The sequence below is a fragment of the Caldimonas sp. KR1-144 genome, from assembly GCF_049446155.1.
Taxonomy (GTDB): Bacteria; Pseudomonadota; Gammaproteobacteria; order Burkholderiales; family Burkholderiaceae_C; genus Rivibacter.
Window position 1 is genome coordinate 104,205 of sequence record NZ_JBMSEE010000007.1, and the last position, 19,177, is coordinate 123,381.

The window sequence follows — 19,177 nt, forward strand, 5'->3', positions numbered from 1 at the left end:
AGCAACTACGTTGGGGGCGCTTCATGCAGCGCAAGAGCTTCGATGGCATGAACTGCTCGATCGCGCGCGCGCTCGAGCAGGTCGGCGAGTGGTGGAGCCTTTTGATCGTGCGCGAGTGCACGCTCGGCACGACGCGCTTCGACGACTTCCAGCGCCGCCTGGGCATTGCGCGCAACGTGCTGACGGCCAGGCTGAACAGCCTTGTCGAGGACGGCATACTCGACAAGGTGCTGGTCGAAGGCAGCGGCCGGCGCAGCGAATACCGGCTGACGAGAAAGGGCGAGGAGCTCTATCCGGTGCTCGTCGCGCTGCTGCAATGGGGTGACAAGTGGGGCGGGCACAAGCCGCCGGTCAAGCTCGTCGACCACCGCAGCGGCAAGCCCGTGGAGCCGGTTGGTGTTCGCGTCGGCTCGCGCAGCCTCGGCCCGCGCGACGTGCGGCTCGAACCCGGTCCGGGCGCGACGGCCAAGATGGCCGACGCGCTCGAGATGCGCAACCGGGCGATGCTGGGGATGGGTTGAGCGGCGGGCGGCGCGCGTGGGCTCGCCGCCGAGGCACTACTCCAGTCGCCCGATCTTCTGCACCGCTTCCGTCATCAGCTTTGCGTCCTGCTGCCAGTAGCTCGCGAACGCCGGCGCGTCCAGGTACTCGATCGGGCTGCCCGCGCGCAGCACGGTCTGCTGCACGCCCGCATCCGCCGCCACCTTGCGCAGCGCCTCGCGCAGCTGGCGTTGCACCGCCTCCGGCGTGCCGGCCGGCACGAAGACGCCCGACCACTGCGCGAACTGCAGCTTCCACCCCTTTTGCGAAAGGCTCGGCAGCTCGGGCAGCGTGACCAGCGGCTTGTCGCCCCAGTGCGCCAGGGCGCGCAGCTTGCCGGCCTTGATGTGCTGCAGCACCGACGACGGGCCGGTGGCCAGCGCGTCGACCTGGCCGCCGAGCAGCGCGGTCACCGCGGGGCCGGCGCCGGTGAACGGGATGTGCGTCATCCGGAAACCCGCCGCGTTCTTGAACATCTCCATCGGCACGTGCATCGTGCCGTAATTGCCCGAGCTGCCGTAGTTGTACGCGCCGGGCTTGCGCTTCGCGTCGGCGACGAAGTCCTCCACCGTCTGCCAGGGCGCGTCAGACCGCACCACCAGCACCGTCGGGTCGGCCGTGATGCGCGCGAGCGGATGGAACTGCGCGAGCTGGTACTGCGGCTTGCGCGCGAGCACGCGGTCGGCCTCGGGCAGGATGGAGATCGAGCTCAGGCTCAGCAGCAGCGTGTAGCCGTCGGCCGGCGCGCGCGCCGCCTGGCCGATGCCCAGGGCGCCGCCGGCGCCGCCCTTGTTCTCCACCAGCACCGGCTGCTTCAGCTCGCGGCTCAGCGCCTCGGCCACCGGCCGCGCCACGGTATCGGCCACGCCGCCGGGCGGGAAGGGCACGATCATCGTGATGGGGCGCTCGGGGTAGGGCTGGGCGTGCGCGGCAAAGGCGCCCACCAGCGCCGCGGCCGCGGCCGCGAATCGGATCGCTCGCATGGTCGGTTGTCTCCTGGGTTCTTCTCTTCCGGGCGGCGGCGCTTCAGGCCACGCGGTTCTCGAGCGTGCCGAGGCCGTCGATCTCGATGCGCACGGTGTCGCCCTCGCGCAGCCAGCGCGGCGGCACCAGGCCCATGCCCACGCCGGCCGGCGTGCCGGTGGCGATGACGTCGCCCGGGTAGAGCGTGATGCCGCGCGAGATGGTCTCGATCAGCGTGGGGATGTCGAAGATCATCTGCTCGGTCGGGCCGTCTTGGCGCAGCTCGCCGTTGACCCAGCAGCGCACGCGCGTGTGCAGGCCGTCGAGCTGGTCGGCGCTGACGATCCACGGGCCCATCGGGCAGAAGGTGTCGAAGGACTTGCCCAGGTCCCACTGCGCGTGGCGCATCTGCACGTCGCGCGCGGTAACGTCGTTGACGATGGTGTAGCCGAACACGTGGCGCATCGCGTCGACGCGCGCGATGTTCTTGCCGCCGATGCCGATGACCACCGCCAGCTCGGCCTCGTAGTCGATCTGCTCGGTGATGTGCGCGCCGGGCAGGCGGATCACGTCATGGGGGCCGACCACGCACTCGGGCACCTTGGTGAACACGATGGGCCACTGGTCCACCGGCTTGTTGTCGTCCTTGAACACCGAGCCCTTCAGCTCGGCGGCGTGCGCGTGGTAGTTGCGGCCCACGCAGAACAGGTTGCGGCGCGGCCGCGGCAGCGGCGCCAGCAGGCGCACCGAGGCCATGGGCAGCGCGGCGCCGTCGGCCGCGGGCAGGGCCTCGCCGCGTGCGAGGCGCTCCACCAGCGGCAGCGCGCCGAGCGCGGCCTCGGCGTCGCTCAGCGCGAGCGGGGTGACGGTCTGGAGGTCGTCGGCCACGAGGCCGACGCGCTGGCGGCCACGGTCTTCAAAACAGGCAAGTCGCATGACAAGGGCTCGGAGGATGGGTCGGTTCGAGCCGCGATGCTAGGCACGCGAATCAAGTGCGGGAAGAACCAATGCCGAACCAATGTGCCTGGGAGAAATGGAGGTTTGTCCCAGGTGTTCGGCAATTGGTTCGCATTGGTTAGCATGCCGCCATGCCCGCCAAAGCACTCGCCAAGCCGCCTTCGACCCGCGATCACCCAGACGCCATCGGCGCCGGCCAACGCCTGCGCGAGGCCCTGCTCGCGCAACTGCACAGCGGCCGCTGGCGCCCTGGCGACCGGCTACCGACCGAGCGCGCGCTGTGCGCCGAATACGGGCTCGGCCGATCGACCGTGCGCCGCGTGCTCGGCGAGCTGAAGGACTTGTCGCTCATCACGCAGACCGTGGGCAGCGGCACCTACGTGGCCGAACGCGCCACTGCGGCCCTGGCCGGCCTGGCCGCCGACAACCCGGCCGCCATCACCAGCCCGACGGAGCTGATGGAAGCGCGCATGACCTTTGAGCCCGCGATCATCGACATGGTGATCCGCCGCGCGACGCCGGCCGACCTGCAGCGCATGGAGCATTGCTGCGAACAGGCCGAGGCGGCGACCACGCTGGAGGACTTTGAGCGCTGGGACGGCCTGCTGCACGAGGTGATCGCAGACGCGGCACACAACAACTTCGTCTCGAGCGTGTTCAGGCTGATGAACCACGTGCGCTCGCAGGGCGACTGGGGCGCGCTGAAGCGCAGGACGGTGACGCGCGAGCGGCGGCTGGCGTATCAGCGCGAGCACCGGGCGCTGGTGGAGGCGCTGAAGGATCGGGACTTGGCGCGGGCGGTGGAGGCGGCGCGGGAGCACCTCACGCATGTGAGGCGGAATTTGTTGGGGTACTGATCGGCACGGCGTTCGGAGTAGCGAACGCGCCCGGACCATTCGACGAGCGCTGAGATCCGCGCCAACGGTCGAGGGATGATGACTGAAAAGAACAAGGAGCGCCCGGGGAATGCAGCCGACCAAGACTTCGCCGCTGAGCATGTTCAACCAGCCCTTGCAGTACCTGGTGCCGATCTTCCAGCGCCAGCATATCGCCGTGTAGGGCGGGACCAGCCGGGGCGACGCTGCCCGGCCTACGCCGCCGGCTCGACAGCGGCGCTCCGTTGCGCGCCGAACCACCGCCCGATCAGATGCTCGGCCTCCGCCAGCGAGGGCAGCATGGCGAATGCCTCTCGCAAATCGGGCTGAACGAGATCTGGCACGACGACCACGGCCATTCCGGCTGCACGGGCCGCTCTGATGCCGTTCGTGCTGTCCTCGAAGGCAAGGCAGCGCGCGGGGTCGATCGCCAGCCGGTGCGCCGCCAACCGGTAGATCGCCGGGTCGGGCTTGCCAGCTTCGACTTCGTCGCCACCGGCGAGCGCGCTGAAGAAGTGCTCCATGCCCGCCAGGCCGATCCTTTGCCTCACCTCGCAGACCGCCGTCGACGAGGCCACGGCGCACGGGATCCCGCGCTGCGTCAAAGCGGCCAAAAGCGCAACGGCGCCCGGCTTCGGTGGGAACGTGCAACCACGGCTCAGCTTGGCCAGGACGTTCTCGCGGATCTGCTCGAACGCCGCCTGGCCGCCGAGCAGTGCCGCCAGGAGCGCATCGGCCTGCCGAGACGCCTGGCCCACGATGGGCAGGTACGCCTGTTCCGAAAGCGCGATGCCTGCTTCCGCGGCCGCTTCGATCCAGGCGCGCATGATCGATCGCTCCGAATCGAGAAGCAGTCCATCCATGTCGAAGATCGCTGCGGCAAACATTCGGATCGAGGAGGGGCGTCTAACGCGCGCCGATCACCTCGCGTAGTACCGCAGAGAACGCCCCCGGATCCTCGATGTGCGGAATGTGCCCGAGGCCCGGCAGCACATGCAGACGCGCCCCCGGCATCCAGGCCTGCAGCGCCTTCGCCTGCGCGATCGGCGTGACCGTGTCCGCCTCGCCCCACAGCAATTCGACCGGCAGCGCCTGCGCCCGCGCCCATGCCGTCAGCCGCTCGGGCTGCAGGCTCGCCGCCGTTTCGCAGCCGCCTTGCGCAAAGCCGGCGGCCCAGTCGCCGAGCACCGCGCTGAAGTCGCTGCGCGCAAAGGGGTGCTGGTAGGCCGCCACGCGTTGCGGCGTCACGGCTTCGCGCCGGTGCACGAAGCCGCCGAGCCAGTGGCCGGTGAGCGGCGGCAGGGTGGCGGTTGCGCTCACGGCGCTGGCGCGCAGCAGGCGCGGCGCGATCGCGGGTTCGAGCAGCCACGCGAGGCCGGGGCCCGGCGGCGTGCAGGCCGGCGCTTCGCCGGCCGCGCCGAGGCCCAGCGCGGGGTCGACGAGCACCAGCTTGCGCAAACGCGAGGGCGACTGCACCGCCGCTTCGAGCGCCGGGCCGGCGCCGAACGAGTGGCCCACCAGCACGACCGGGCCGGTCTCCAGCGCGTCGATCACGCTGAGCACGCGCCGCGCCTGGGCGGCGCGCGAGTAGTCGAAGCCCAGCGCCGGCGCCACGCGTTCGCTCATGCCAAAGGGCGGCAGGTCGAGCGCGACGACGCGCCAGCCGGCCGAGGCCAGCGCTTGCGGCAGCTCGAACCAGGTGCCGCTCCACGCGCCGGTGCCGTGCACCAGCACGACCAGCGGGCCGTCGGTGGGGCCCCAGGCCTGGGTGTAGATGCGCGCGTCGCCGGCGTCGATCCAGCGTCCGCCGGTGGGCGCCAGCGTTGCGGGCGAGGCCTGCTCGCGCAGCATGCGCATCGCGCTGGTGACGCCCAGCCACAGCGCGATCAGCAGCGCCGCAAGCAGCACCACGCGGACCGCCACGACCAGCGTGGTTCGCACAAGGCCCTGGATCATCCTCATCGTCGTGCTCGTCCCGTCGTGATCAGAAGTCGTACACGTGCTCGACCGTCACGCCGGCACGCGCATCCACCTCGCGCAGCAGTGCGCCGAGCCCGGCCACCGGCACCGCGAGCACCACGCGCTCGCGGCCCGGCTGCGTGATCACGGCCTGCGTGAACAGCCGCCGCGCCGATGCCGGCAGCGGCTGGCCCAGCGGGGCGAGGAGGCTCACGACGATCTCGCCGTCGTTGCCCGCCACTTCACGGAAGTCGATGCCCTGCGCGGCCAGCCAGCGGCTGTAGGCGGTGAAGCCCTCGTAGCGCGGGATGGTGGCCAGCACGCCGCGCGATGCGTCGCCGGGCAGGGCGGCGAAGTCGGCGTGGGCGGCGTCGGGCTGCGGCGCCTTCGACAGCAGCACCGCCGTCACCGGCTTGGGCGCGTCGTAGATCGACTGCGTGCCGAGCTTGATCAGGCGCGCATAGCCTTCCTTGACGAGCAGCTCGCTGGTCAGCGCGAAGCGGCGCTCCCAGCGGCGCAGCAGGTTCTCGCCGCGCAGCGGCAGCTCCGACCACAGCGCCTTCAGCTGCGACGCGAAGTCGAACTTGTACCAAGGCTCCACGCGGATGAAGTCGACGTAGGCCTGCGCGTAGGCCGCCGCAAAGCGCTCCTCCGGCACCGGCGCCGCGCCCGTGCGCGTGGCCTCGGCCAGGCGGCCGACGGTGTGTTCGTAGACGCCCTTGAGCGCGTACTCCACGGTGGTGCTGGTGCCGATCACCATCACCATCAGGTGGTAGCCGCCGTTGAAGGGGTACTTCTCGATCTCGCGGTTGACGGCCGCATAGCCCTGCCAGAACTGGCCGATGTGCGCGAACAGCGGAAACGCGCTCGGCGGCGCGCCGACTTGCAGGTAGGCCGCGTACTCGGCCGGGCTGTGCACCAGGTACCACTCGGGGAAGGTGAGGAAGGTCTGGTCGGGCGTGCGGCGGTGTTCCTCGGGCGCGGCCGGGCCGGCCTGGCCCGCGGCGCACGCGAGGGCCAGCGCGGCGGTGGCGAGCCCGCGCCTCATGCGCTCACCCCCGCTTCGCGCTGCGACAGCGAAGACGCCGCCGCGCCGCGCTTGACGAAGCACAGCAGCGTGTTGTCGGTCGGGTCGTTGTCCTGCAGCACGCGGTGGCCGCTGTCGTCGAAGCCGGCCGCGTCGAGCCGGCGCACCCAGGTCTCGACCGGCTCGAAGAAGCGCAGTTCGGCGAGGTTGGCCTCCCAGGTCTCGCCCAGGCCGGCGTTGAACACCGTGTGCGCGAGCGACACCAGGGTGCGCAGCTCGTCGGTCTTCACGTCGTGGTCGCGCACGATGAACAGGCCGCCCGGGCGCAGCACGCGCTGCACCGAGGCGAGAAAGGGCACGAGCTTGGCTTCGGTCATGTGGTGCAGGCCGACATAGCAGGTCACGAGATCCAGGCTCGCGTCGGCGATCTGCGAGGCGGGCAGCGGCGTGTAGTCGCCCAGCGGCACGTGCACGCCCGGAAGCGCGAGCTGGCCGCGCTCCATCAGGTCGACCGGCGAGTTCGTCGGCGCGTGTTCGTCGACGAAGTAGCGCGGGCCGGTGATCTCCAGCGCGGCCGCGAGACCGCGCCAGTAGCGCGCCTTGGAACCGATCTCGGCATAGCCGTCGAAGCGCGTGCGCCCGCCCAGCAGCGCCAGCGTCTGGCGCGTCATCTCGCGCTTTTGCTTGAATAGCGAGGGCAGGGCGTAGGTCAGGTCGGCCAGCGCCGGCTTGATGCCGCCCAGCTGCTGCTGGAAGTAGCGGTAGACGCTCTCCTCGTCGCGGTGCAGCCGGCAGGCCTCGCCGATCAAATGGTGCACGCGGTCCTCGGGCGCGACGCGGAACACGCTCTGCAGGAAGCGGTAGAACGCGTCGGACTGCCGCACGTCGCCGAACACGCGGTGGAACTCCGACGGCGCCTCGGGCCGCGGCACGGGCTGCTCGCGGTCGAGCCAGGCGCGGTAGTACTTGTCCCAGAGCACGTTGGTGAAACGGAAGTTGGGATCGACCTCCCACTTCAGCGCGAACAGATCCTTGGCCTTCGGATAGGCACGGTGGAACTGCTCCACGGTGGCGTGCGGCTGGTAGGGCAGGTAGTAGGTGCCGCCGACCGACAGCACCGCGTCGATCAGCTCGCGCGTCCACACGCCGACGCGGCTCTTGGCGTTCTCGCGCGTGCGCTGCTTGTGATAGAGCACGAAGGCGAAGGTCTCGCCGCGCGCCCACGACAGGGCCGTGTGCTCGTCGGCCATCGCGTGGCGGATCGAGATGTTGAGCGCGTTGACGCGGTGGCGCTGCAGCACCGCGGCCATCTTGGGCACGAAGGCCTCGAGCTGCTCGACCGGCACGAAGTACTCCTGCAGCACGTAGGTGCGGTGCATGCGCGTCGGCGGCTCGAGCTCGGCGACATCGTAGCCCGCCTCGTAGTTCCGCCAGTGCACCTTCTTGCGCAGGTACAGCAGCGGGTCGATCAGCTTCTCGCGGCGCTCCTTGCCGAACGGCGTTTCCGACACGGCCCACAGAAAGTACTGGTGCAGCGGATAGGAACGGCGCAGCGGCTGCAGGCGCGTCGGCGTGGTGGCGGGCTCGTCGGTCTCGACCCAGGTCACCGAGCGCACGCTGCCGTAGTGCGGCGCGTAGAGGTCGGCGTTGTGGAACACCGCCTTCGGGTTGTTGCGCACGGTGTCCTTGAAGTGCGACCAGTACTTCGCCAGCGGCATCACCGCGTGCTCGCGCTTCACGCGCTTGTTGTCGGCGAGATCCAGCTCCACCTCGACCACCACGCCTAAAGCGCCGTAGCCGCCGATCGCGCCGAAGAAGATCTCGCTGTTGCGCTCGCGGCTCGCCTCCACCGCCGTGCCGTCGTGCAGCACGATCTGGATCGCGCGCACCGACAGCACCAGCGGCCCCAGGCCCACGTAGCGGCCGTGGCAGTTGACGCCGAGCGCGCCGCCGACGGTGAAGTTGGCGTAGGTCTGCATGATCTTCACCGCCAGCCCGTGCGGGTCGATGAACTTCTGCAGGTCGCACCAGCGCACGCCGGCCTGCACGCGCACGGTCTTGTTCTCGGGCGAGAACCAGACGATGCGGTTCATCGAGCGCATGTCGAAGTGCAGGCTTCCCGGGCTCGCGGTCTGGCCGCCCATGCTGAAGCGCCCGCCGCCGATCGAGACCGGCCCGCTGGTGCGGCGCAGGGCTTCCTGCACGTCGGCGGTGGATTCGGGCGCAACGATGGCCATCACGCGCACCGGGTTGAGCTGCGTGACGTCGTTGACGATGTGGTGAGAGGTCATTGGGCATCCTCCGTGCTACGCACTCCGGAATTCGCCTTGGGAGCGGCCCTGCGGCTCATGCGGCTTCCTTGGATTGCTGCACGCGCAGGTAGTCGGTCGGCACGCGGCCCGGCGCGGGGCCGAAGCGCTCGGCGCCGGGCCGCGGGCCGAGCAGCCCGCAGTCGATCATCAGGAACACGGCGCCGGCGACCGGTACGGCCGCGAGCAGCAGCCACCACGCCGAGCGTGCGCGGTCGTGCAGGCGCCGGCCCCAGACCGAGACGAGGAACAGCGTCGTCGCGGCGGCGAGCAGCAGGCCGAGCGCGCGGCCGGCGTGCGCGTCGGCGGCGATGCACAGGAACAGCAGCACCGGCAGCGCCAGGGCGTGGCGCAGCCAGAAGCCGGCGCGCGACAGCCGGCCGGCGGTCTTGAACTCGTCGACGATGCGCATGGACCTCCCCGTCCTTTGAATCGGCGCCGATGATGCCGGCGCGCCGCCCGGCTGTGAACACGCGATCGTGGCGGACTTGCGTATCGGCCACGTCGCGGCGCGCAGCCTCGCACGTTTCACTTGATTCAGTGCAGACCGCCCGTTGGCGCCACGGCGGCAGAATCGGCCCATGGAGGACCGCGCCGCCTTGCCCACGCCCGAGCGCCTGCGGGCCTTGCTCGCGCAGCTGGGCGAGGGCCTGCTCGAGCGCGAGACCGCGATCCGCCTGGCGCTGCTGGCCGCGCTGGCCGGCGAGCACCTGCTGCTGATCGGCCCGCCGGGCACCGCGAAGAGCGAGCTGGCGCGCCGCCTGCACGGCGTGCTGTCCGGCACGCGCTATTTCGAGCGCCTGCTCACGCGCTTCTCGACGCCCGAGGAGCTGTTCGGCCCGCTGTCGCTCAAGGCGCTGGAGCACGACCGCTACGAACGCCTGGCCGACGGCTTTTTGCCCACCGCCGGCGTCGCCTTCCTCGACGAGGTGTTCAAGGCCAACTCCGCCATCCTCAACGCGCTGCTCACGCTGCTCAACGAACGCGAGTTCGACAACGGCACGGCCCGCGTCGCAGTGCCGCTGGTGAGCGTGATCGGCGCGAGCAACGAGCTGCCTGCGGACGAGGCGCTGCAGGCCTTCTACGACCGCTTCCTGCTGCGCGTGCCGGTGCAGCCGGTCGGCGACGCGTCGTTCGCGGCGCTGCTGGCGCTGCCCGGCGAGCGCGGCGTGGCGCCCGGCGTGGCCGCGCCGCTCGGCCCGGCCGAGCGGCAGGCGGTCACCGCGGCGGCCGGCCATGTCGCGCTCGGCGCGGACTTCGTCGATGCGTGCGGCGCGCTGCGCGGCTGGCTCGCCGAGCGCAGCGCGGCGCTGTCGGACCGCCGCTGGCGGCAGTTCGTCGGCCTCGCGCGCACCGCGGCCGCGGCCGAGGGCCGCGCGGCGGTCGATCGGCTGGACCTCTGGCTTGCGCCCTTCGTTGCCGCTGCGCGGCCGCAGGACGTGCCGGCGCTCGAGGCCTGGTTCATCGACGACGCGGCGGCCGCGCCGCCGCCCGAGGCGCCGTGGCTGCGCCGCGCGGTCGAGGCCTTCGAGCAGCAGCTCGGTCTCGAGCAGCGCGCGCCCGCCGAAGCCGGCGACGATCGCGCCGGCAAGCTCGCGCACGCGCCGGGCCTCGACGGCGCCGCGCAGCGCGTCGTCTCGCAGCGGCTCGAGGCCCGGCTCGCGCGGCATTGGAGCCCGGTGCACATCGCGGCGCGCGTCGCGCAGGTCGCCGAGATCGAGCAGCAGGTCGGCGCGCAGCGCGACGCGCTCGAAGCGTCGCTCGCGGCGCTGCAGTCGAGCCTCGCGCCGCGGCTGTGGATGCCCACGGCGCTGAAGGCGCACCTGCTCGCACGCCATGAGCAGGCGCTCGCCGTGCAGCGCGAGCTGCACGCACGCCTGGTCGCCGTGCGCGAGGGCTTCGCGGCGCTGCCGTGCGACGCCGCCCTGCCCGGCGAGGCGCCGCCGGCGGTGCCGGTCGAGCGGGCGGCGCAGGCCGCGGCCTGAGCACCGCGCCGTGAGCGGGCTGGACGCGCCCTACGACCGGCTCACGGCGCTGCCGCGCGGCGTCTGGCTGCCGACGCTGATCACCGCTGCGGGCGGGCGCGAACAGCGGCTCGACGACGCGGCGCGCTGGCTGGGCGCGCTGCACGAAGGCCGTCTGCCCGATGCCGCGGCCGAATTCGGCGAGCCCGATGCCTGCGCGCCGCTGCGCGCGGCCGTCGGCGAGCTCGGCCTGCCCTCGCTCGCGCGCGGCGTGCCAACGCTCGCCGAGCAAGTGCTGCGCACGCTGCTGTGGCACCTCGACCGCCTGACCGACCTCCAGCCGCGCCGCTCGCGCGCCGAGGCGATCGCGCAGGTGGAAGCCGAGTTCCGCGAGGCCTGGCGCATCGACAGCGCCGGCCTCGACGACGAGCTCGCGCTGCTGCGCGACCTGGCCGATGGTGCGCAGCTGCGCTGGGACACGCTGGTCGGCCGGCTGCGCTCGCGCGAATGGCAGGCCGCCCGGCGCGCCGCCGAGCGCCTGGCCGAGCTGCCCGAGCTCGCCGCGCTGCTGCAACGCGTGGGCCGCGCCGAGCCGCGGCCGGTGCCGCCGCGCGCCGCGCCGCTTTCGGCCGGCGCGCAGGCGCCGACGCCGCTGCGCGCGGTGCACACGCGCATCGCCGGCGCGCCGGGCGCGCTGACCGGCGTTCGCTTCGATGCCAGCGTCGAGCGCATGCTGCCCGCCGAGGCGATGCTGCTGCGCCATCGCGTCGCGCGCCGGCTGTGGCATGCGCGCTGGGCCGAAGGCCGGCTGCTGGCCCACGACACCGAGGCCGACCTGGTCGACTGGCGCAGCGATCCGCACGCGAGCCCGCAGCCGTCGGCCGCGCCGCCGCGCGAGCCGCTGGCGCACGGCCCGCTGCTGCTGTGCCTGGACACGTCGGGCTCGATGCGCGGTGCGCCGGAGAACATCGCCAAGGCGGTCGTCATCGCGGCGCTGAAGGCGGCGCATGCGGCGCGCCGCGGCGTGAAGCTGCTGGCCTTCGGCGGGCCAGGCGAGCTGATCGAGCGCGACCTCGCCGGCGACGGCGGCCTCGATGCGCTGCTCGAGCTGATGGGCCAGGCCTTCGACGGCGGCACCGACGTGCAGACGCCGATCGAGCGCGCGATCGAGCGCGTGCACGAGGCCGCATGGCACAGCGCCGACCTGGTGATCGTTTCCGACGGCGAGTTCGGCTGCGTGCCGGCCACGCTCGCGCGGCTCGACGAAGCGCGCGCCGAACGCGGCCTCGCGGTGCACGGCATCCTGGTCGGCGACCGCGAGACGCTGGGCCTGATGGAAGTGTGCGACGAGATCCACTGGGTGCGCGACTGGCGCCGCCACGGCGACGATGGCACGCGCAGCGAGACGGTGCTGGCCACGCCGGTGCACAGCCGCAGCCTGACGGCGCTGTACTTTCCGAACGCGCTGTCGCCGCGCGTGGCGAAGCGGCGCGGGGCATGAAGGGGTGGGCCGCCTCGCCGGCTCTTGCTCGCCCTCCCGCGCGCGGGAGAGGCGGGAACAGCCTGTTCAGCTCGCACTGAGCGATCGCGCCAGCTCGCGCAGCAGCGCGGCGCCGTCGCCGCGCCAGGCGCTGCCGTGCATGCAGGCCAGCGTGGTCGGCGACTGGGCGGCCAGGCGTTCGAGCAGGGCGCCGGTGTGCGGCGCATGCGCGAAGTAGTCCATCGGCGCGCGGAAGGCCTCGCTCGGTCCGAGGATGTCGGCTTCGGTGAGCGCCACGGCGCCGCCGCCGGGCTGCGTGAACAGGTCGCCGCAGAAGAAGGTGCCGGTACGCTCGTCCATCATCAGCCCGCTGTCCCAGCCGTGCGGCAGGTGCGGCGTATCGAACCAGCGCAGCGTGTGGCGTCCGAGTGCGAGCGTCTCGCCGTCGGCCAGCGCGTGCGGCGCTCGGTCGGCGATGTCGTTGACCGAGACCATCGCGCCGATCGAGCCGCACGCCGGCTCGGCCTCGGGCGCGGCGGCGAGCCAGTCGTTGAGCGAGCCGCACTCGTCGGCCTCGAAGTGCGAGAACGCCACGAAGCGCAGCCGCCCGACGGGCATCAGCGTCTCGACCGCCCGGCGCACCAGCGGGAACATCCGCCGCGGGCCGGTATGGAACAGCAGCGGCCGGTCGTCGACGACGAGGTACTGGTTGAAGCTGAACGCGGTGCCGTCGGGCAGGTTCACGGGCGTGTTGATGCGGTAGATGCCGGCGGCGATCTCGTGGACGTTGGTGCCGGCGCTGGGGTCGGTGATCATCGGCAGGGCTCCTGGTCGAAAGAGGCGGGACCAGGATGTGTCGCGAGCGGCGCCGGCGTTACGGCCGATGTCGCGATGTTCGCGACCGGCGGCGCCGTGGCTATGCTTGCGGCCATGGACGCCGCCGCCGATGCCGCCGTCGTGCCGGACGAGGATGCCGGCGCGGAGGTCGTCCTCGCCGCGCGCATCGCCGCCGCCGGGCACGGCGATCCCGACCTCGCGGCAGAGTCCGCGTTCTACCGGCGCATGGCGCCGCGCGTGCGCCGCTACGGCCTGCGCCACCTGCGCGACGCGCATGCGGCCGGCGACCTGATGCAGGCCGTCATGGTGCGCACGATCGAGCAGCTGCGCGCAGGCAAGCTGCGCGAGCCGCAGCGCGTCGTGTCCTTCGTGTTCGGCATGTGCCGCCTGGTGCTGCTCGAGCTGCTGCGGCGCGAGACGCGCCAAGGCGCGATCCTGGCGCAGTGGCACGAGACGCGGCCGGCGGTGCAAGCGGGCGCGGAGGAAGACATCGCGCCACGACTCGACCGCCGGCGCGTCGCCGCCTGCCTGGAGCGGCTGGCCGAGCGCGAGCGCAGCGTGATCGTGATGAGCTTCTACGAGGAGCGCGGCGCCGATGAAGTGGCGGCCATGCTCGGCACCACGGCCGGCAACGTGCGCGTGATCCGCCACCGCAGCCTCGCTCGGCTGCGCGACTGCGTGACCGGAGGGACGCGATGAGCGCCATCTCGCCGCACGTCGACCAGGACGCGCTCGTCGCCTACTGGCTCGGCGAACTCGACGAGGCGCGCACGCAGGCGCTCGACGAGCACCTGCTCGGCTGCGACGCCTGCGGCGAACGCCTCGACGGGCTACTCGAGCTCGTCGACGGCGTGCGGCGCGCGTTCGACGCCGGCTTCGTTGCCGTGAGCGTCGGCGCGGGCTTCGTGCAGCGCCTGGCCGAGCGCGGCTTGCGCCTGCGCGAGCACCGCGTCGAGCGCAACGGCGCGGTGGCCTGCAGCGTGGCGCCCGATGACGACGTGTTGATCGCGCGGCTGCAGCTGGCGCCCGAGGATCTCGCGCGCGTCGAGCGGCTCGACATCGTGCGCCGCACGGCGGGCGAGCCCGAGACCCGCGCGAGCGACGTGCCGTTCGACGCGGCCAGCGGCGAGATCGTGCTGGTGGCGCCGGCGGCGCGCGTGCGCCAGCTGCCCAGCGGCGTCGAGGAGTTGCGGCTGCTGGCGGTCGATGCGGCGGGCGAGCGGCTGCTCGGCGAGTACCGGTTCGATCACCGGGCGGCGGGTGAATGACCGCTCAAGCCTTGCGCCAGGCCACGCACCAGCCGCCCGCCGCGATCTGCTTGCGCCCGAACATCGAGCAGCCCGCCCAGGCGTCGGTCTGCGCGCCTTGCCAGAAGCTGCAGTTCAGGCACTTCTGCTCGGGCTTGTGCTGCGGGTACTTCTTGGCGTCGACCTGCGCCGTGTCGTGCTTGTAGCCGAGCGAGACGGCGGTCTCGCTGTCTTCGTCGACGCGGGCCTGCGCCCGCGCGCGCCCGGCGTGCAGGGCCGCGCCGCACACGGCGAGTTGAATGATGAAGTGGCGGCGCGCCGGAGGCTGGCGGATCTGCTGGCTCATGGGAAATCCGATCGGGGAGTTGGAAGGGCCGCCCGCAGGCGGCCCTCGGTCACGCAGCGTTCAGTGATGCGAGGCGATCACTTCATCAGCTTGAACACCCAGACGCTGCCGCCTTGCTCGAGGTAGCTGACCTTCTTGGCCACGTCGCCGCCCCACAGCGGCACCGCGCCGCCCCAGCCGGAGGCCACCGCGACGTACTGCTCGCCGTCTTGCTGCCAGGTCACCGGCGGCGCCACCACGCCCGAGCCGGTCTGGAACTTCCAGACGATCTTGCCGGTCTTGGCGTCGGCCGCCTGCAGGTAGCCTTCGGGCGTGCCCCAGAACACCAGGTTGCCGCCGGTGGTCAGCACGCCGCCCCACAGCGGCGCGTTGTTCGGCGCTTCCCAGACGATCTTGCCGCTCTTGGGATCGATCGCGCGCAGGTAGCCGATGGCGCCGTCGTTGAGCGTCTTGATCGTGAAGCCGGCGCCGAGGTAGGCCGCGCCCTTCTTGTAGGTGATGGGCTCGTTCCAGATCTCCATGCCCCACTCGTTGCTGGGCACGTAGAACAGCTTGGTGTCGGGCGAGTAGGCCATCGGCATCTGGTTCTTGCCGCCCAGGAAGCTGGGCGCCGCGAACACCGACTTGCCCTTGCCTTCGGCGCCCGCGGTGGGGTCGCCCGGGCGGTTCTCGGGCACGAAGTTCGGCCGGCCGGTCTTGAGGTCGATGCCGGTGGCCCAGGTCACCTTCTTGACGAACGGGAACGCGTTGACCAGCTCGCCGGTCTTCGCATCGTTGACGTAGAAGAAGCCGTTGCGGTCGGCCTTGCCGCCCAGCGTGCGGCCGGCGTCGTCGAAGGTGACGAACTCGTTGACGCCGTCGAAGTCCCAGCCGTCGTTGGGCGTGTTCTGGTAGTGCCAGACGATCTTGCCGGTCTTGGCGTCGATGGCCACCGTGCTGCACGAGAAGAGGTTGTCGCCCTTGCGCAGGTGGCTGTTCCACGGTGCCGGGTTGCCGGTGCCGAAGTAGATCAGGCCGGTCTTGGCGTTGTAGGTGCCGCCCAGCCAGGTGGCCGCGCCGCCGGTCTTCCAGAGATCGCCCGGCCAGCTCTTGCCCGGCGTGCCGGAGATGCCGTTCTCGATGGCCTTGCCGTCCTTGTCGTAGGTGTAGCCCATGTGGCCTTCGACCGTGGGGCGCATCCAGACCATCTTGCCGGTCTTGGCGTCGCGCGCTTCCACGCGGCCGACCACGCCGAACTCGCCGCCCGACACACCGGTGATCACCAGGCCGTTGGCGATGATGGGCGCGGCGGTGCTGGAGTAGCCGTCGGCGTAGTTGTCGATCTTCTCCTTCCACTCGACCTCGCCGGTGTCGGCGTTGAGCGCCACGAGCTGCGCGTCGAGCGTGCCGAAGATGACGAGGTTGTCGTAGATCGCCGCGCCGCGGTTGATCACGTCGCAGCAGGGCATGATCCCTTCGGGCAGGCGATGCTCGTACTTCCACAGCTTCTTGCCGGTCTTGGCGTCGAGCGCGTAGATGCGCGAGTACGAGGCCGTGACGAACATCTTGCCGTCGTGGATCAGCGGCTGGCTCTGCTGGCCGCGCTGCTTCTCGCCGCCGAAGCTGAAGCTCCACACCGGCGTGAGCTTGCCGATCGTCTGCGCGTTGATCTGCTTGAGCGGCGAGTAGCGCTGCCCCTGGGTGCCCAGGCCCCAGCTGAGCACGTCGTTCGTGCTCTTGGCGTCGTTCTCGATCATCTGGTCGGTGACCGGCGTGGATGCGGTCACCTGCGAGGCCATCGCGGCGAGCGCGGCGCCGACGAGCAGGCAGGACAGTCGAACGTTCATGGTCTCAGTCTCCTCCGGGGGAAGCACCGCCTAAGCAAACGATGCGGCGGCTCGGGCGGGCCTTTTCGCAAAGCCCATGCCACGGCGGATCGGCGGCTTTTGAGGCCTGTTGGAGCTCGTTTCGCGAGGGTTAACCCCTCGGCGCTGCTACACGCTTGCGCAGGGCGAGCGGGCGCTGCAAGCGCGCGTTCGGACGCTGCACGACCTCGGGCGACGCGCTGCCGCACAGCAGCGTCGAGGCCGTTGTCCCACCTTGGAACAGCCTGCAGGGCCTCTCATCGAGAGAAGGCCGAGCCTACGGGTTAGGCCTAGGTATCTATCGTCTCGACCTATGCAGATGATTTCAAACGCCCGAGCGAGCAAGACGGTCGCTTGCGTGCGGGCCACGCCTTCCCAACCGACCGCCAAGCGGAGACACGGGTCATGCAAAAGAGCCTGCACATCAACGCCGACAAGTGCACCGGCTGCCTCCAGTGCGAGATGGCCTGCTCGTTCGAGAACTACGGGGTGATGGCCACGGCCAAGTCGCGCATCAAGGTGTTCGACTTCCACGAGACCGGCAAGAAGGTGCCCTACACCTGCACGCAGTGCGACGAGGCCTGGTGCCTGCACGCCTGCCCGGTCGAGGCGATCACGCTCGACAAGCTGACCGGCGCCAAGGTCGTCAACGAGACCACCTGCGTGGGCTGCAAGGTCTGCACGATCAGCTGCCCGTTCGGCACGATCAACTACGTGCAGGAGACCGGCAAGGTCCAGAAGTGCGACCTGTGCGGCGGCCAGCCGGCCTGCGCCGAGGCCTGCCCGACCGGCGCGATCACCTACGTCGACGCCAACTGGACCGGCCTCGACAAGATGAAGGCCTGGGCCGACAAGCTGGGCAACCAGGCGCAAGCCTGAACGACAAGAGCTTAAGGAGAAGCACCATGTCCTGGGCTGGAAAGATTCTGCGCGTCAACCTCACCGAAGGCACCGTCAAGCCGGAGCCGCTGCGCATGGACTGGGCGCGCCAGTACCTCGGCTCGCGCGGCCTCGCGACCAAGTACTTCGTCGAGGAGACCGACCCCAAGCTCGACCCGCTGTCGCCCGAGAACAAGCTGATCTGGTCGACCGGGCCGCTCACCGGCACGATGGCGAGCACCGGCGGGCGCTACACCGTGGTGACCAAGGGCCCGCTGACCGGCGCGATCGCCTGCAGCAACTCGGGCGGCTACTGGGGCGCCGAGCTCAAGATGGCCGGCTGGGACATGGTCATCTTCGAGGGCAAGTCGCCCAAGCCGGTGTACCTCTATATCAACGACGACGTCGTCGAGCTGCGCGACGCGGGCCACCTCTGGGGCAAGACCGTCTGGCAGACCGAGGAGGAGCTGAAGAAATCGCACCAGGATCCGCTGCTGCGCATCAGCAGCATCGGCGAGGCGGGCGAGAACCAGGTGCTGTTCGCCTGCATCGTCAACGACCTGCACCGTGCGGCGGGCCGCTCGGGCGTGGGCGCGGTGGCCGGCTCGAAGAACCTCAAGGCGATTGCGGTGCGCGGCACCAAGGGCGTGGGCAACTTTGCCGACCCCAAGGCCTTCATGAAGGTCACCTACGAGAAGAAGAAGATCCTGCACGACAACGCGGTCACGGGCCAGGGCCTGCCCACCTACGGCACGCAGGTGCTGATGAACGTGATCAATGAAGTGGGCGCGCTGCCGACGCGCAACCATCGCGACGTGCAGTTCGAAGGCGCCAAGGACATCTCGGCCGAGGCGATGGCCACGCCGCGCGCCAGCGACGGCAAGAAGCACCTCGTGACCAACCAGGCCTGCTTCGGCTGCACGATCGCGTGCGGGCGCATCAGCAAGATGGACCAGGGCCACTACAGCGTGCAGAACCGTCCCGAGTACTGGGGCGCGAGCGGCGGCCTCGAGTACGAGGCCGCCTGGGCGCTGGGCGCGGCCAACGGCGTCAACGACCTCGAGGCGCTGCAGTTCGCCAACCTGATGTGCAACGAGCACGGCTACGACCCGATCAGCTTCGGCGCGACCGTGGGCGCGGTGATGGAGCTCTACGAGATGGGCGTGCTCACCAAGGAGCAGCTCGGCATCGAGGCGCCGTTCGGTTCGGCGCAGGCGCTGACCTACTTTGCCGAGATCACCGGCAAGGCGCAGGGCTTCGGCAAGGAGATCGGCCTGGGCAGCAAGCGCCTGACCGCCAAGTACGGTCATCCCGACCTGACGATGAGCGTCAAGGGCCAGGAGTTCCCGGCCTACGACAGCCGCGGCATCCAGGGCATGGGCCTGGCCTATGCCACCAGCAACCGCGGCGCCTGCCACCTGCGCGGCTACACCGTGGCCTCCGAGGTGATGGGCATCCCGGTCAAGACCGACCCGCTCACCGCCGACGGCAAGCCCGAGCTGGTGAAGGCCTTCCAGGACGCCACCGCCGCGTTCGACGCCGCCGGCATCTGCATCTTCACGAGCTTTGCCTGGACGCTGGAAGACGTGGCGCCGCAGGTGGCCGCGGCCTGCGGGCCGGAGTACACGCTCGAGAAGATGAATGAGATCGGCGAGCGCATCTGGAACATGGAGCGCGACTACAACAACCGCGCCGGCTTCACGGCCAAGGACGACACGCTGCCCAAGCGGCTGCTGACCGAGCCGGCCAAGACCGGTCCGGCCAAGGGCCTGGTGAACAAGCTGCCCGAGATGCTGCCCAAGTACTACGAGGTGCGCGGCTGGAATGCGGACGGCACGTTGAAGCCGGAGACGCGGGCACGGCTCGGCTTGTGATGAAACCACTCCCTCTCCCGCGTGCGGGAGAGGGCAGGGGTGAGGGCTCGGAGAGGCCTGGCCAGACCCTCACCCC

General features: G+C 71.0%; 18 protein-coding genes. 8 read left to right on the forward strand and 10 right to left on the reverse strand.

What is annotated here, in order from left to right; genetic code table 11:
* Positions 1-23: 23 nt before the first annotated feature.
* Positions 24-521 carry a winged helix-turn-helix transcriptional regulator gene (locus ACO2TI_RS16710; RefSeq protein ID WP_423286042.1) on the forward strand — a complete coding sequence of 166 codons (498 nt, stop codon included), beginning with the start codon at positions 24-26 and terminating at the stop codon, positions 519-521.
* Between the two features lie 36 nt (positions 522-557).
* Here ACO2TI_RS16710 and ACO2TI_RS16715 read toward each other — a convergent pair whose 3' ends face one another.
* A complete protein-coding gene (locus ACO2TI_RS16715) occupies positions 558-1,523 on the reverse strand; it encodes a tripartite tricarboxylate transporter substrate binding protein (protein ID WP_423286043.1) in 966 nt (321 codons plus the stop codon).
* Positions 1,524-1,566: 43 nt separating this feature from the next.
* Positions 1,567-2,439: a fumarylacetoacetate hydrolase family protein gene (locus ACO2TI_RS16720; RefSeq protein WP_423286045.1), complete on the reverse strand. Its 873-nt coding sequence runs from the start codon at positions 2,437-2,439 to the stop codon at positions 1,567-1,569.
* Positions 2,440-2,591: 152 nt separating this feature from the next.
* Between ACO2TI_RS16720 and ACO2TI_RS16725 the strand changes: the two genes are divergently transcribed.
* Positions 2,592-3,317: a FadR/GntR family transcriptional regulator gene (locus tag ACO2TI_RS16725; RefSeq protein ID WP_423286047.1), complete on the forward strand. Its 726-nt coding sequence runs from the start codon at positions 2,592-2,594 to the stop codon at positions 3,315-3,317.
* A gap of 233 nt (positions 3,318-3,550) precedes the next feature.
* On the opposite strand, the gene ACO2TI_RS16730 is transcribed toward ACO2TI_RS16725, so the two are convergent.
* Genes ACO2TI_RS16730 through ACO2TI_RS16750 form a run of 5 tightly spaced genes read right to left on the reverse strand, consistent with a single transcriptional unit; the run spans position 3,551 to position 9,042 of the window.
* The gene (locus ACO2TI_RS16730) at positions 3,551-4,222 is read right to left on the reverse strand and encodes an HAD family hydrolase (protein ID WP_423286049.1); all 672 of its coding nucleotides are present in this window, start codon (positions 4,220-4,222) and stop codon (positions 3,551-3,553) included.
* A 19-nt stretch (positions 4,223-4,241) separates the two neighbouring features.
* On the reverse strand, positions 4,242-5,297 hold the full coding sequence (locus ACO2TI_RS16735; protein ID WP_423286051.1) for an alpha/beta fold hydrolase: 1,056 nt from the start codon (positions 5,295-5,297) through the stop codon (positions 4,242-4,244).
* A 22-nt stretch (positions 5,298-5,319) separates the two neighbouring features.
* On the reverse strand, positions 5,320-6,342 hold the full coding sequence (locus tag ACO2TI_RS16740) for a hypothetical protein (RefSeq protein ID WP_423286053.1): 1,023 nt from the start codon (positions 6,340-6,342) through the stop codon (positions 5,320-5,322).
* Positions 6,339-8,612, reverse strand: coding sequence for an FAD-binding protein (locus ACO2TI_RS16745; RefSeq protein WP_423286054.1), 2,274 nt, complete (start codon positions 8,610-8,612; stop codon positions 6,339-6,341). The genes ACO2TI_RS16740 and ACO2TI_RS16745 overlap by 4 nt, the downstream gene beginning before the upstream one ends.
* 55 nt (positions 8,613-8,667) lie before the next feature.
* Complete coding sequence (locus ACO2TI_RS16750; RefSeq protein WP_423286055.1) at positions 8,668-9,042, reverse strand: DUF805 domain-containing protein; 375 nt, start codon at positions 9,040-9,042, stop codon at positions 8,668-8,670.
* Between the two features lie 169 nt (positions 9,043-9,211).
* Here ACO2TI_RS16750 and ACO2TI_RS16755 point away from each other — a divergent pair, with 169 nt between their 5' ends.
* Both ACO2TI_RS16755 and ACO2TI_RS16760 read left to right on the forward strand, forming a co-directional pair.
* Positions 9,212-10,615: an AAA family ATPase gene (locus tag ACO2TI_RS16755; protein ID WP_423286057.1), complete on the forward strand. Its 1,404-nt coding sequence runs from the start codon at positions 9,212-9,214 to the stop codon at positions 10,613-10,615.
* A 10-nt stretch (positions 10,616-10,625) separates the two neighbouring features.
* On the forward strand, positions 10,626-12,095 hold the full coding sequence (locus ACO2TI_RS16760) for a VWA domain-containing protein (RefSeq protein WP_423286058.1): 1,470 nt from the start codon (positions 10,626-10,628) through the stop codon (positions 12,093-12,095).
* A gap of 66 nt (positions 12,096-12,161) precedes the next feature.
* Here the strand turns inward: ACO2TI_RS16760 and ACO2TI_RS16765 are convergent, their stop codons facing one another.
* A complete protein-coding gene (locus ACO2TI_RS16765; RefSeq protein WP_423286060.1) occupies positions 12,162-12,890 on the reverse strand; it encodes an MBL fold metallo-hydrolase in 729 nt (242 codons plus the stop codon).
* A gap of 114 nt (positions 12,891-13,004) precedes the next feature.
* On the opposite strand from ACO2TI_RS16765, the gene ACO2TI_RS16770 reads away from it, so the two are divergent.
* Complete coding sequence (locus tag ACO2TI_RS16770) at positions 13,005-13,610, forward strand: RNA polymerase sigma factor (protein ID WP_423286061.1); 606 nt, start codon at positions 13,005-13,007, stop codon at positions 13,608-13,610.
* Entirely contained in the window at positions 13,607-14,179 is a 573-nt protein-coding gene (locus tag ACO2TI_RS16775; RefSeq protein ID WP_423286063.1) for an anti-sigma factor family protein, read from the forward strand. The genes ACO2TI_RS16770 and ACO2TI_RS16775 overlap by 4 nt, the downstream gene beginning before the upstream one ends.
* 4 nt (positions 14,180-14,183) lie before the next feature.
* Here ACO2TI_RS16775 and ACO2TI_RS16780 read toward each other — a convergent pair whose 3' ends face one another.
* Positions 14,184-14,504, reverse strand: a complete 321-nt coding sequence (locus tag ACO2TI_RS16780) for a high-potential iron-sulfur protein (RefSeq protein WP_423286065.1) — start codon at positions 14,502-14,504, stop codon at positions 14,184-14,186.
* 77 nt (positions 14,505-14,581) lie between these two features.
* Complete coding sequence (locus ACO2TI_RS16785; RefSeq protein ID WP_423286067.1) at positions 14,582-16,330, reverse strand: PQQ-dependent methanol/ethanol family dehydrogenase; 1,749 nt, start codon at positions 16,328-16,330, stop codon at positions 14,582-14,584.
* 423 nt (positions 16,331-16,753) lie between these two features.
* On the opposite strand from ACO2TI_RS16785, the gene ACO2TI_RS16790 reads away from it, so the two are divergent.
* Together ACO2TI_RS16790 and ACO2TI_RS16795 are read left to right on the forward strand one after the other, a co-directional pair.
* Positions 16,754-17,227: a 4Fe-4S dicluster domain-containing protein gene (locus ACO2TI_RS16790; RefSeq protein WP_423286068.1), complete on the forward strand. Its 474-nt coding sequence runs from the start codon at positions 16,754-16,756 to the stop codon at positions 17,225-17,227.
* A 26-nt stretch (positions 17,228-17,253) separates the two neighbouring features.
* Positions 17,254-19,101 carry an aldehyde ferredoxin oxidoreductase family protein gene (locus tag ACO2TI_RS16795; protein ID WP_423286070.1) on the forward strand — a complete coding sequence of 616 codons (1,848 nt, stop codon included), beginning with the start codon at positions 17,254-17,256 and terminating at the stop codon, positions 19,099-19,101.
* Positions 19,102-19,177 lie beyond the last annotated feature (76 nt).

What these genes read in the sequence shown, in the direction of transcription:
- ACO2TI_RS16775 (WP_423286063.1), top strand. Translation starts at nt 13,607, where the DNA reads ATGAGCGCCATCTCGCCGCACGTCGACCAGGACGCGCTCGTCGCCTAC.
- ACO2TI_RS16765 (WP_423286060.1), bottom strand. Translation starts at nt 12,890, where the DNA reads ATGATCACCGACCCCAGCGCCGGCACCAACGTCCACGAGATCGCCGCC.
- ACO2TI_RS16790 (WP_423286068.1), top strand. Translation starts at nt 16,754, where the DNA reads ATGCAAAAGAGCCTGCACATCAACGCCGACAAGTGCACCGGCTGCCTC.
- ACO2TI_RS16755 (WP_423286057.1), top strand. Translation starts at nt 9,212, where the DNA reads ATGGAGGACCGCGCCGCCTTGCCCACGCCCGAGCGCCTGCGGGCCTTG.
- ACO2TI_RS16710 (WP_423286042.1), top strand. Translation starts at nt 24, where the DNA reads ATGCAGCGCAAGAGCTTCGATGGCATGAACTGCTCGATCGCGCGCGCG.
- ACO2TI_RS16740 (WP_423286053.1), bottom strand. Translation starts at nt 6,342, where the DNA reads ATGAGGCGCGGGCTCGCCACCGCCGCGCTGGCCCTCGCGTGCGCCGCG.
- ACO2TI_RS16735 (WP_423286051.1), bottom strand. Translation starts at nt 5,297, where the DNA reads ATGAGGATGATCCAGGGCCTTGTGCGAACCACGCTGGTCGTGGCGGTC.
- ACO2TI_RS16715 (WP_423286043.1), bottom strand. Translation starts at nt 1,523, where the DNA reads ATGCGAGCGATCCGATTCGCGGCCGCGGCCGCGGCGCTGGTGGGCGCC.
- ACO2TI_RS16745 (WP_423286054.1), bottom strand. Translation starts at nt 8,612, where the DNA reads ATGACCTCTCACCACATCGTCAACGACGTCACGCAGCTCAACCCGGTG.
- ACO2TI_RS16785 (WP_423286067.1), bottom strand. Translation starts at nt 16,330, where the DNA reads ATGAACGTTCGACTGTCCTGCCTGCTCGTCGGCGCCGCGCTCGCCGCG.
- ACO2TI_RS16720 (WP_423286045.1), bottom strand. Translation starts at nt 2,439, where the DNA reads ATGCGACTTGCCTGTTTTGAAGACCGTGGCCGCCAGCGCGTCGGCCTC.
- ACO2TI_RS16780 (WP_423286065.1), bottom strand. Translation starts at nt 14,504, where the DNA reads ATGAGCCAGCAGATCCGCCAGCCTCCGGCGCGCCGCCACTTCATCATT.
- ACO2TI_RS16795 (WP_423286070.1), top strand. Translation starts at nt 17,254, where the DNA reads ATGTCCTGGGCTGGAAAGATTCTGCGCGTCAACCTCACCGAAGGCACC.
- ACO2TI_RS16725 (WP_423286047.1), top strand. Translation starts at nt 2,592, where the DNA reads ATGCCCGCCAAAGCACTCGCCAAGCCGCCTTCGACCCGCGATCACCCA.
- ACO2TI_RS16770 (WP_423286061.1), top strand. Translation starts at nt 13,005, where the DNA reads ATGGACGCCGCCGCCGATGCCGCCGTCGTGCCGGACGAGGATGCCGGC.
- ACO2TI_RS16750 (WP_423286055.1), bottom strand. Translation starts at nt 9,042, where the DNA reads ATGCGCATCGTCGACGAGTTCAAGACCGCCGGCCGGCTGTCGCGCGCC.
- ACO2TI_RS16730 (WP_423286049.1), bottom strand. Translation starts at nt 4,222, where the DNA reads ATGTTTGCCGCAGCGATCTTCGACATGGATGGACTGCTTCTCGATTCG.